At 53.9% G+C, this 12060-nt stretch carries 10 protein-coding genes and 2 pseudogenes; 3 read left to right on the top strand and 9 right to left on the bottom strand.

The window, feature by feature from the left end:
• Nucleotides 1–11: 11 nt before the first annotated feature.
• Nucleotides 12–557, bottom strand: a complete 546-nt coding sequence (locus tag DKB62_RS08535; protein ID WP_087478374.1) for a LutC/YkgG family protein — start codon at nt 555–557, stop codon at nt 12–14.
• A gap of 906 nt (nt 558–1463) precedes the next feature.
• On the opposite strand from DKB62_RS08535, the gene cysE reads away from it, so the two are divergent.
• Together cysE and cysK are read left to right on the top strand one after the other, a co-directional pair.
• A complete protein-coding gene (gene cysE / locus DKB62_RS08530) occupies nt 1464–2210 on the top strand; it encodes a serine O-acetyltransferase (protein WP_255376426.1) in 747 nt (248 codons plus the stop codon).
• Between the two features lie 139 nt (nt 2211–2349).
• Nucleotides 2350–3282 (top strand): cysteine synthase A, encoded by a 933-nt coding sequence (gene cysK / locus DKB62_RS08525; RefSeq protein ID WP_107195393.1) that lies wholly within the window; start codon nt 2350–2352, stop codon nt 3280–3282.
• A gap of 135 nt (nt 3283–3417) precedes the next feature.
• Here cysK and DKB62_RS08520 read toward each other — a convergent pair whose 3' ends face one another.
• The 7 genes and pseudogenes from DKB62_RS08520 to glpK form a co-directional block, all read right to left on the bottom strand.
• Complete coding sequence (locus DKB62_RS08520) at nt 3418–3720, bottom strand: hypothetical protein (protein ID WP_087478371.1); 303 nt, start codon at nt 3718–3720, stop codon at nt 3418–3420.
• Nucleotides 3713–4522, bottom strand: a pseudogene (locus DKB62_RS08515) (Rpn family recombination-promoting nuclease/putative transposase); the annotation flags it as partial. The pseudogene DKB62_RS08515 and the gene DKB62_RS08520, both read right to left, overlap by 8 nt.
• A 199-nt stretch (nt 4523–4721) precedes the next feature.
• Nucleotides 4722–5093: a DUF1667 domain-containing protein gene (locus DKB62_RS08510; protein WP_087478369.1), complete on the bottom strand. Its 372-nt coding sequence runs from the start codon at nt 5091–5093 to the stop codon at nt 4722–4724.
• Between the two features lies 1 nt (nt 5094).
• The gene (locus DKB62_RS08505) at nt 5095–6363 is read right to left on the bottom strand and encodes an NAD(P)/FAD-dependent oxidoreductase (protein WP_087478368.1); all 1269 of its coding nucleotides are present in this window, start codon (nt 6361–6363) and stop codon (nt 5095–5097) included.
• Complete coding sequence (locus tag DKB62_RS08500; protein ID WP_107195395.1) at nt 6363–7829, bottom strand: NAD(P)/FAD-dependent oxidoreductase; 1467 nt, start codon at nt 7827–7829, stop codon at nt 6363–6365. Before DKB62_RS08500 ends, DKB62_RS08505 begins: the two co-directional genes overlap by 1 nt.
• A 223-nt stretch (nt 7830–8052) precedes the next feature.
• Entirely contained in the window at nt 8053–8778 is a 726-nt protein-coding gene (locus tag DKB62_RS08495) for an MIP/aquaporin family protein (protein WP_087478366.1), read from the bottom strand.
• Between the two features lie 32 nt (nt 8779–8810).
• On the bottom strand, nt 8811–10313 hold the full coding sequence (gene glpK / locus DKB62_RS08490; protein ID WP_107195396.1) for a glycerol kinase GlpK: 1503 nt from the start codon (nt 10311–10313) through the stop codon (nt 8811–8813).
• Between the two features lie 349 nt (nt 10314–10662).
• Here glpK and DKB62_RS08485 point away from each other — a divergent pair, with 349 nt between their 5' ends.
• Complete coding sequence (locus DKB62_RS08485; RefSeq protein WP_107195397.1) at nt 10663–11607, top strand: DNA-binding transcriptional repressor DeoR; 945 nt, start codon at nt 10663–10665, stop codon at nt 11605–11607.
• Nucleotides 11608–11677: 70 nt separating this feature from the next.
• On the opposite strand, the pseudogene DKB62_RS12815 reads toward DKB62_RS08485, so the two are convergent.
• Nucleotides 11678–12055, bottom strand: a pseudogene (locus DKB62_RS12815) (HEPN domain-containing protein).
• Between the last annotated feature and the right edge of the window lie 5 nt (nt 12056–12060).

Raw genomic sequence — 12060 nt, 5'->3', positions numbered from 1 at the left:
CATTCCCTCCTTTACTCATCTTCCACAACAATGACGGCATACTGGCGCGGTCCGTGGACGCCGACCGTGCTGACGCATTCGATGTCGGCCGTACGGCTCGGGCCCGTAATGATGCCGGCAAATTTCGGGAATGGCTTCGTTTCGGCCATAATGTCGATCATGGAATCGAAATCGTCGACGATCTTCGACAACTTGATAATGCCGACATATACGTCCGCTACGATTTCTACGATACGGTCGTCAATATCATCCTTCATTTGGACGAGGGAGCCCAGGTTGGCGACGCCGTAATCGGCTTCCGTTACGCCGCCTTTGTCATAGGGAGCGTTTTTGCGGAAGTGATCCGTGTCGGTCTTAATGCCTGCCGCCTTCAAGGCGTCGGCTGCGCCGGCTTCTTTCAGGAGCGGCGTTTCGACCAGAGCGACATCCTTTACATCCTTTTCCTGGAAAATCTTGACAAGAGTTGCTGCTACGTCGGCTTTTTTAGCCAAATAGCATTCCCCAGCGACGCTGGTTAATCCTTTTTGGAACGTTTCGTACAATTCTGCTTTTTCCATGTTCACACCTCTTTACGTCAAATATAAAATTTAAATGAATGCATGGCATACTATTAAAGTATTAATATAAGTATAGCATTTTATACAATTTATGCAACGAGTCTGACGCAAAGTCGCAATATATTTTGTGAAACGATACTCACAAATCCATGCTTTATAGTCATATTTGCATATATGACATAGCAATACACTTGACAAGTTTATATTACTTAAATTAATACCTCTGTAGTATAATATTCGCTATTTCACTAGGTTTTATCAGGTATTTTGCATGCCGCTATGTCTTTTTATCATGACTTTTTCAGCATTTTACTATGATTAAAAATTATTATTTATAAGGTTAATCCCGCACGTTTTTCCAACAAAGCTCCTTCCATGTTCCACTTTGACTATTCGTATTTATAGTATTAATTTTCATTTTTATTTGTTTTAAAATTCATTTATTTTACATTATAATTCTATTTTGTATACATTATCCGTTATTTTATGACGCAATGTTATGTTCTATTTCCACTGCATCACCTGTCCTGCAATGTGCATCTGAACATTACAATAATTCATTTCAACTTGACGCGCATCGCATTCCAAATAGCCCGTTTTAGAATACGGAAAAATGTAAATTTTTTATAACCTTGCAAAAAATACCTTGACAAACGTTCAAACAAACGGTATTATGTTCCCAACGAAAAATGCAATGACCAAAACAAGTACACGTACGAAAGCTATACAGAGAACGGGAGTCACCGGCTGAGAGCTCCTGCCGCCGCCTAGTACGATGGAATGCCTTTGGGAGCAGGGCAGCTGAACATATAGTAGGTTGTCACGGTTTGCCGCCGTTATGGGCCTTGAGGTGCAGCGCATCGCTGAGATGCCTGCAAATCAGAGTGGAACCGCGGGCCGCCGTCTCTGTTTAGGGACTGCGGCTTTTTTGTATTTCAGCATTTATTCGTACGACACAAGGAGGCACCATTCATGTTTAACACCCTGAGAAAGGACATTCACGTCATTAAGGAACGAGACCCGGCCGTAAAAAATACCCTGGAAGTCCTGCTGTGCTACTCGGGACTGCACGCTATCTGGGCATACCGCCTGGCTCATTTCTTCTACCTGCACAAATGGTTTGTCACGGCCCGCATCATCTCGACTATTGCCCGCTTCTTCACGGGAATTGAAATCCACCCGGGCGCGCAGATCGGCGAAGGGCTGTTCATCGATCACGGCATGGGCATCGTCATCGGCGAGACGACCATTATCGGCAACAACGTATCCCTCTATCAGGGCGTGACCCTCGGCGGCACGGGCAAGGAAAAGGGCAAGCGCCATCCGACTATCGGAGATTACGTCGTCGTCGCCTGCGGAGCAAAGGTACTCGGCTCCTTTACGGTCGGCGAAGGCTCGAAAATCGGCGCCGGCTCCGTCGTCTTAAAAGAAGTGCCGCCCTATTCGACAGTCGTCGGCATTCCCGGCCGCGTCGTCCTCCAGCAGGGCAAAAAGATTAGCCATTCGGAGCAGGACGTCGATTTGGATCACAACCGCCTGCCCGACCCCATCGAAGACCAGATTGCCGCCTTGCAGCAGCAAGTCGCCATCCTCCAGTCGCGCGTAAACGCCATGGACAACGCCGAGCCGCATCTGCGCAGCCTCAGCCGCTAAGAACCTCTCCTCCCCCGTAAACAGCGCGGAGCCCGTTGCCTTTGTATAGCTAAAATATACTTATCTAGTATATTTTATGGTATAGTTTTACTATTTTATTTTCAAATCATACTACATACAGTATAAAGGAGTGATTTTCATGAAAAAGATATATACGTCCATCCTCGATTTGATCGGCCGCACGCCGCTGCTGGAACCGGCCCGTTTCAACGCCGCCCAAAGCGTCGGCGCCCGCCTGCTCGTCAAATTGGAAGCCTTTAATCCCGGCGGCTCGGCTAAGGACCGCATCGCCAAGGCCATGATTGAAGACGCCGAAGCGAAGGGCCTCCTCAAGCCGGGAACGGTCATCATCGAGCCGACGAGCGGCAATACGGGCATCGGCCTGGCTGCCGTCGCCGCCGCCAAAGGCTATAAGGCCATCTTCACCATGCCGGAAACCATGTCGGTCGAACGGCGCAAGCTCATCGCAGCCTACGGCGCAGACATCGTCCTGACGGAAGGGGCCAAGGGCATGCAGGGAGCCGTCGACAAGGCTGAAGAATTAGCCAAAGAGCTGCACGGCTTTATTCCCGGCCAGTTTATCAATCCGGCCAACCCGGCCATCCACAAGGCCACGACAGGCCCGGAAATCTACGACGATACGGACGGAGCCGTCGATATCCTCGTCGCCGGCGTCGGCACGGGCGGTACCCTGAGCGGCACGGGACAATATCTGAAGGGACAAAAGCCGTCCGTTCAGGTCGTAGCCGTCGAACCAGCCGATTCGCCGCTCCTGTCCGAAGGCCACGCCGGCCCCCATAAGCTGCAGGGCATCGGCGCGAATTTCGTCCCCGAAACCCTCGACAAGACCATTTACGACGAAGTAGCTGCCGTCACGACAGACGAAGCCTATACGGCAGCCCAGGCCTTTACAAAAGCCGAAGGCCTCCTCATCGGCATTTCCGGCGGCGCAGCCCTCCATGCCGCGGCAGAAATCGCCAAGCGGCCGGAAAACGCCGGCAAGACCATCGTAGCCGTCCTGCCGGACAACGGCGACCGCTATCTCTCGACGCCGGGATTCATCAAGCTGTAATATACATATATAATATAATAACGCAAGGATAGGCAGTATCATATATCCTGCGAACCATACAAAAACAAGACGTTCCCTAACAGGCCGCATTGCGGCAGCCGTCATGGGAACGTCTTGTTTTATATTATAGATTTATTATACGCCGCGTTTCAAGGCATCCAGTTCCGCTTCGCTCAGCTCCGTAATACTGGCGACTTGACGGATATCCATGCCGACAGCCAGCATGTTGGCTGCCACCTGCATAATCCCCAATTTTATACCTTTCTTAATCGCTTCATTTATACCTTTTTCAAAACCTTCTCGCAGCCCTTCACGTCTTGCTTCCTCCATATCGGAAATATACTCTCTCTCGGCCTTTTCGCGCTGCAAGCGGCGCCACCGCTGTATCTGCTCTTCCGTAAAAGGCTCTGCCGCCGGTATCGTCGTATCCTTATGCATCACAGCCTCCTGCCGCAGCCGTTTTCAAAGCTGCGAGTTCCTGTTCGCTCACCCCAGTGATGGCAGCTACGGTATGCCGGTCGATTCCGTTTTCCAACATCTTTACCGCCATCTGCACGATTCCCTCTTGCAGTCCTTCATTTCTCGCCTCATCCATAGCAGAAATATAGTCTCTCACGGCTTTTTCGCGCTGCGAATATTTTCTCCGCATGATTTCGTCTTCTGTAAAGGCCGTTTCAGCCTGTACGACTTCTTTCATTACCGGATCGCTCATGGCTAATTCCTCCGTTTCCCTGTCTCCGCAGTTGGAAAAGTACGCCGTCCAGCGCCCCAGCCGATGGAGGGCCTTTACGTCGCTGTACGTAAACTTCTTCAATTCAATAAAGTGCATGGCAAAATGATCGGTCAGCCGCCTGCGGGATACGTCGTTGCAGATAGAGTACGCATTGTGCCAGCTTGCTTCCGGCAGATGGTCAAACTCCGTCAGAATGATGGACACCGACGGCTTCAGCGCGTAGTAGCCGTCGCCCCGCTTCATCTGGCTGCCGTACATTTCCGCCCAATAGAATAAAAACCGCTCGGCCAAATGAGCCTGCCGCCGCACCTGCACCTCGACGTTGATCAGCATCCCCTGATCGGTTTTCGCCAGTATATCGAGCTTGGCCGGCTTTCCGTCCGCCCGCTCCGGGTCCAAATCCTTGTCGAGAAAGAACACGTCGGCAATCTGCGGCGCATCGTCGCCGTACAGGACGGCGTTCAAAAAGTGGATCTCAAATGCTTGCGCTTCTCGCTTCCCAATAAATACTTGACATAAAAATCGTTGAGCCGGTTAATCGTCGTAGGCATTCGGCTGTCTTCCTTTCCTATATTATATCACAAGCAGGCCCTTCATTTCGCCTGCAAACAGGGCAAAAGAAAAGGACCGCCATGATCTTATCATGACAGTCCTTTGATGAAGGTTGCATTATATTGGCATATACTGCGTCTTCCTTACGTCTTCCTTAAATCTTATCCATATCGCGGCTGGCTACGATGTCCACGCCGAGGCCTAGGATATCGGCTACGATGACGTCGCCGGTCTTAACGGGGGCTTCGATGGAAACAGCCCGCAGCGCCTGGGCGCATTCGAGGATTTTGCCCTTCGGCAGGGTCGATTTCGATACGACCGGCAGGAGAGGCAGCTCGCCGCCGGAAATGCGTACCGTCGAGGTCAGCATGCGCTGGGGATTGGTCAATTCCTGATGGGCGTATGTTTCGCCGCGGGGGCAGGTATTGCCCGTTACGTCCGTAATCGCGCCGTCCGTCAAGGTAACGGTCAGCAGGCAGCCCATGGGGCAGTTGATGCAGTTCAGTTGTTTCGTTTCTACACTCATGTTACGCTTCCTCCTTTACGGAAACAGTCCAGTCGGCATGATGGCCTTTCGCTTTGTCAGCCGGCACGTTGACGGCAATCATTTCGCTCGGTTTAGCGACAGGGAGGACTCTGCTCACTAAGACGTCGTCGCCGCTCGTAACCGTCAGGCGGCATTTCTTGAGAGGACGGCGGACGCGCATGAACAAGCGGACCGTTTCGCCTTCGGCTGCGGCGCGGATGTGCTGGGGCACGCAGGTGCGTACTTCGTCGGCCGGTTCGACCTTGACGTCGGCGACTTCGCCTTCCATTTGGCCCAGAGCCTTCAGGGCAGCGAACTTGCCGGCGATTTCTGCTTCTTCCGATACGAAGTCGACGAGGTCGTGAACGTGAACGACGTTGCCGGCGGCGAAGATGCCGGGCATGCTCGTTTCACGGTGCTGGTCGACGATGGGGCCGCTCGTCAGCGGATGCATGGCGAGACCTAAGCCGCGGGACAATTCGTTTTCCGGAATGAGGCCGACAGACAGGAGCAGCGTGTCGCAGTCAATGTCAAATTCCGTACCCGGAATGGGCTGCATATGGTCGTCGACTTTAGCAGCCGTAATGCCCGTCACGCGGTCTTTGCCGTGAATGGCCGTAATCGTATGGGACAGGTACAAGGGAATGTCGTAGTCGTACAGGCACTGTACCATGTTGCGGGTCAGGCCGTTGGAGAAGGGGCAGATTTCGAGAACAGCCTGCACCTTGCAGCCTTCGAGGGACATGCGGCGGGCCATGATGAGGCCGATGTCGCCGCTGCCGAGGATGACGATCTTCTTGCCCGGCAGGTAGCCTTCCATGTTAACCATGCGCTGCGCTGCGCCGGCAGTGAATACGCCGGCCGGACGGTAGCCCGGCGTGCGGATGGCGCCGCGGGTACGTTCGCGGCAGCCCATGGTGAGGATGATCGTCTTGCCCTGTACGGTGATGAGGCCGTGTTTCGGGCTGACAGCCGTGACGGTTTTATCTTCATGGACGTCGAGAACCATCGTATCGACGAGGATTTCGATTTCCGGTTTATCCTTTACCAGGTCGTAGCATCGCTGCGCGTAGCCCGGGCCGGTCAGCTCTTCCTTGAAGTGATGCAGGCCGAAGCCGTTGTGGATGCACTGCTGGAGAATGCCGCCCGCTTCGCGGTCGCGTTCGAGGACGAGGATTTTCTTCGCGCCGTTTTCCCAAGCGCTGTATGCGGCCGAAAGACCTGCCGGGCCGCCGCCGACGATGATAATATCATACAGTTGTTCAGCCATTATGCCTTACCTCCGCTCTGAGTTTCTTTATCGTAGAACATATAGGATTTTCTCATTTCCTTGCGAACTTCCGTTACGGGGATGTTCAGTTCGCGAGCCAAAATCTGCGTGACGCGGGGACCGCAGAAGCCGCCTTGGCAGCGGCCCATGCCGGCGCGGGTGCGGCGTTTTACGCCGTCGACGGTGCGCGCGCCTACAGGGCGGCGGATGGCGTCGATGATTTCGCCTTCCGTAATCGTTTCGCAGCGGCAGATGACGCGGCCGTATGCAGCGTCCTTCGCGATGAGGGCTTTCTTGTCGTCATCGCTGAGGGTGCGGAAGCAGGGCTGGGCCGGACGGCCTTTCTTGTAGTCTTCCTTCTGCGCCGCGCCCGTTTCGGCGACGATTTCGCCTACGATAGCCTTGGCGATAGCCGGGGCCGACGTCAGGCCCGGAGACTGGATGCCGGCTGCCTGGAAGAGGCCCTTGGTCTTTTCAGAGTGGCCGATGATGAAATCGCCCGTGCTGGATACGGCGCGGACGCCGGCAAATTCCGTAATCGCTGCGCCGGCCGGAATGTTCGGCACGAGTTTGCGGGCTTTTTCGAGGATTTCGTTCATGCCCGGAATCGTGACGGCCGTGTCGTCTTTTTCACTGCCGTCCAGGTCGTGGGCGTTCGGGCCTACGAATACGTTGCCGTGAGTCGTCGCGCAGACGAGGATGCCCTTGCCCATTTTCGTCGGCGTCGGGAAAATCGGCGAGTATACGAGGTCTTTCTGCGCCGTCTTGTCAAAGAGGATGTATTCGCCACGGCGCGGCGTGATGGTAAAGGAATCGTCGCCGGCCATACGGCTTACGTCGTCGGCATGGACGCCGGCGGCATTGATGACATATTTCGTTTCAATCGTGCCCTGGTCCGTTTCGACGGCTTTCACTGCGCCGTTTTCTACGGTAATGCCCGTTACCTGGCATTCGCGAAGCACTTCGGCACCGTTGATGACGGCGTTTTCAGCAAAGGCCAAGGCCATGCCGAAGGGCCAGCAGATGCCGGCAGTCGGAGCCCAAAGAGCACCTTTGATATCCTTGCTGAGGTTCGGTTCCTTTTCGCGGACCTTGTCGCCGTCCCAGATTTCAAGGCCGGGAACGCCGTTGGCCTGGCCCCGTTCGAGGAGTTCCTGCAGGACGCTCATTTCTTCGTCGTCTACGGCGGCGACGAAGGAGCCTGTCCATTCGATTTCCAAATCCAGTTCGTCCTTCAGCTCATGGTACATGGCGTTGCCTTCTACGTTCATGCGGGCCTTCATGCTGCCAGTGGGAGCATCGAAGCCGGCGTGGAGAATCGCGCTGTTGGCCTTTGTCGTGCCAGCAGCCAGTTCCGGTTCCTGTTCTACCAAGACTGCACGAAGGTTATATTTTGCCAATTCATACAGTATGGCAGCGCCGGTAATACCGCCGCCGATGACGACGACATCTGCTTGTTTTGTCATGTTCACAACCTCTTTCTTTGCGGAATCCAATACAATAGTGTTTACCTGATGGTTTCATTATATCTGTTTGTGAAAATAATTGCAATAGCAATTTTACAAAATTCCATTTTTGCATTGTGCGGAATTGAGCTATGAGAAAATCGCCGCATGGGCAAGCCCTTCCTATAAAACAGGGACTCCTGTCATCGTCAGAAGTCCCTGCGCGTAACCGCTTATAGAATTATTAGAAAATGCTGAGAGCCGAAGCTACGCCGTAGGCTACCAACGCGCCGATGATCGGAGCGACGACGGGAACCCAGGCATATCCCCAGTCGGAGCCGCCTTTGCCGGCAATGGGCAAAATGGCGTGAGCCAGACGAGGACCGAGGTCTCGGGCCGGATTGATGGCATACCCCGTCGGACCGCCGAGGCTGAGGCCGATAGCCCAGATCAGAACGCCGACGATGTACGGGCCTACGCCGGGAGGAATCGCGCCGACCTGCTTGGAGAAAATCATCCAGATGACAAATACCAGGAAGAACGTGCCGATGATTTCGCACAGGATGTTGGCCGGGTAGTTGCGGATGGCCGGAGCCGTGCAGAAAATACCCAATTTAGCCGCCTTGTCTTCCGTTTCCGCCCAGTGGGGCAGGTATGCCAGCCAGACGATGGCCGCGCCGGCCATGGCGCCGAGAATCTGGACGACCGACGTCGCCAGGAACTGTTCAAAGGTGTAAATGCCGATCATCGTCTTCGCCAGCGTGACGGCAGGGTTCAAGTCACCCTGGGGCGCGCCGAGAGTCGTCGCCGTAAATACGCCGAGGGTTACGGCAAAGCCCCATCCGACGGTAATGCAGATCCAGCCGCCGTTCTGGCCTTTCGATTTGGTCAGCGTGTTGCAGGCGCAGACGCCGGCCCCGAACACGATAAGCACCATGGTACCAAAAAATTCACCGATTAAGTTATCCATATACAGACACCCGCTTTCTGAACGCTACGCCATTAGTCTTCGTCGTCGAGCCAGTGCATGGCATGTTTGACAGCCTTGCGCCAGCCTTTGTAATATGCCGCCGATTTGCCGGCGTCCATTGTCGGTTCGAAACGATTCTGGAGCTTCCAGCTATGGCGCAGTTCGTCCTTCGATTCCCATACGCCGACAGCCAGACCGGCCAGGTATGCCGCGCCGAGAGCCGTCGTTTCGATGACTTGGGGACGATCGACAGGCACGCGGAGAATGTCGGCCTGGAACTGCATGAGCATGTTGTTGGCGCAGGCGCCGCCGTCTACCTTGAGAGCCGCCAATTTGATGCCCGAGTCGGCTTCCATCGCACTGAGGACATCCATCGTCTGATACGCCATGGAGTCAAGCGTTGCCCGGACGATATGGGCTTTCGTCGTGCCGCGGGTAATGCCGATAATCGTGCCGCGGGCGTTCATATCCCAGTACGGAGCGCCGAGGCCGACGAAGGCCGGCACGACGTATACGCCGTCCGAGTCGGGGACGCGTTTGGCTACCCATTCCGAGTCGGGAGCCGTGTCGATGAGGCGCAGGCCGTCGCGGAGCCATTGGATAGCCGAGCCGGCGACGAAAATCGAGCCTTCGAGCGCGTATTCTACCTTGCCGTCGAGGCCCCAGGCAATCGTCGTGACGAGGCCGTTTTTCGACGTGATCGGTTCCGTGCCCGTATTCATAAGGAGGAAGCAGCCCGTACCGTAGGTGTTCTTCGCCATGCCCGGATCGAAACAGGTCTGGCCGAAGAGAGCCGCCTGCTGGTCGCCGGCCGCGCCGGCAATCTTGACAGGAGCGCCGAGGATGGCCGGGTCCGTGTAGCCGTAGACGTCGCTGGACGGACGGACTTCCGGCAGCATGCTCTTCGGCACGTCGAGATACGAAAGGAGCTGGTCGTCCCATTCGAGGGTCTTGATATTGAACATCAGCGTACGGGACGCATTGGAATAATCCGTTACATGTACCGTGCCGCCGCTGAGCTTCCAGATGAGCCACGAATCAATGGTACCAAAGAGGAGCTCGCCCTTTTCGGCCTTTTCTCTCGCCCCTTCGACAGTATCCAAAATCCATTTTACCTTCGTGCCGGAGAAATAAGCGTCGATGACCAGGCCCGTCTTTTCCTTGAATTCGTCGACCAGGCCCTGTTTGATCAAATCTTCACAAATAGCCGCAGTCTGGCGGGACTGCCAGACGATGGCGTTGTAAATGGGACAGCCCGTCGTCTTATCCCATACGACAGCCGTTTCGCGCTGGTTCGTAATGCCGATAGCCGAAATGTCGGCCGCCGTCAGGCCGCTCTGTTCCAAAGCGCCCTTCATGACTTCCACCATCGTGTGGAGGATTTCGTTCGCGTCATGTTCTACCCACCCAGGCTGGGGGAAATACTGGGTAAATTCTTTCTGGCTGACGCTGACGATGCGGGATTCTTCGTCAAAAATAATCGCGCGGTTACTCGTCGTCCCCGCATCCAACGCCATAACATACTTCTTCTGCATAATACCAGACTCCTTTCAACACATCTCTTTTCTCTTCTCTTCTTTCAGGTTTAGCATATGGGTTATGCGTTATCTTAATTATATTAGCATGTGAAAATAATTGCAATATCTATTTTACATTTTTTCCTTGTATTGCATATCACATATAACCTGTCAACGGGCTATGTCTTTTTCGCAATTTATAAATAGAGTATACTACTTATGGAATATTTGTCATCAAAAGATAGCCTCTATTTTAGGTTTATTTTTGACAATACATATCCTTGTTGCCTCATCCTGTGCTATAATTAAAGTAATACAGACAGCTATATGAACTACATTGCCATTTTCTCAGATAAGGCGGATCACCATGCAAAACAATAAAAATAAAATAGCCATCAGCGCTGCCAAACTATACTACCAATCGGGATACAGCCAGACAGAAATCGCCAAAGAGCTCAGCCTGTCCCGCCCGTCCGTGTCGCGCATCCTCCAGTACGCAAAGGACATGGGCTTCGTCCGCATCGAAATCTTCGACCCCATCGAAGACCAGAGCCTCCTGGCCAAAAAAATCATTTCCGCCTTCGGCCTCAAGGACGCCTGCATCGCCAACGCGCCCATTGAAGACGAAGAAGACATCAAAAAATATATCGGCCAGGTAGGCGCCGAATACCTCAGCAAAATCGTCCAGGACGGCGACATCATCGGCGTCGGCTGGGGCACGACCATGCACTGCCTGTCCCACGCCCTACTGCCCCACCCCCTGCGGGGCGCGCAGATCGTCCAGCTCGAAGGGGGCATTACCCTGGCCGCCGGCGAAACCTACGCCAACGAAATCCTCGAGCGCTTCGCCAAAAACTACGAAACCATCGCCCAGTACCTGCCCCTGCCCGTACTGTTCGACTCGAAGACCGTAAAGGATATGGTCTACAAGGACCGCCACATCAAGCGCGTCCTGGAACTGGGCCGCAACGCCAACATCGCCTTGTTCAGCGTCGGCACGGTCCGCGACAACGCCCTCTTTTTCCGTCTGGGCTACGCCGACGAAGAAGAAAAGGAATTTCTCAAGACCCATGCCGTCGGCGATATCTGCTCCCGCTTCTTCGACAAGGACGGCAATATTTCCAGTCCCGACCTGAACAACCGCACCGTCGGCATCGACCTCGACTGCCTGCGGACCAAAGAATACAGCATCCTCCTGTCGGGCGGCGCAGCCAAAATCGCCAGCATCCGCGCGGCCTTAAAAGGCGGCTACGCCAACGTCCTCATTACGGACCAGTTCACGGCCAAGCGCCTCCTTCAGGAGGAAACTTAATCTCTATATGCAAAAAATTGCAGCCCCGGCGAAAGAACGACTCGCATTCTTCCGCCGGGGCTGCGTCTGTTTATGCACGACCGATGTCTTCCAGATATCGCCGAACGGCCTCTATAAATTCCCTGGCATGGGTTAACTGCTCATGCGCATCGTCTTCGCTGACTAAAAAGAAATCGGCATAATCGCAGTTGTTTCGAATTTGGAAGGCAATACTAATATACTTTGAATACTTTTTTTCAAATATACCCGTTTTAATATATGTTTTCTAAAAATACGAAATAACACCGGCATGCTTTGCATAATCTATTCCATCCAAGGCCAGCACTGCCCGCATAGCTGAAAAAATGGCGTAATACGAGCGATGTATCGCATCTTTATAACACCCGATGCGATACAACATGTCGGCAGCTTTAAGTTTTTCCGAAGCATTCTCCAAGCGATATGCCATAAGGG

The organism is Megasphaera stantonii (assembly GCF_003367905.1).
Classification (GTDB): Bacteria; Bacillota; Negativicutes; order Veillonellales; family Megasphaeraceae; genus Megasphaera; species Megasphaera stantonii.
Note: the sequence above shows the minus strand (reverse complement) of the source record. Positions and strands in the feature narration are given on the sequence as shown.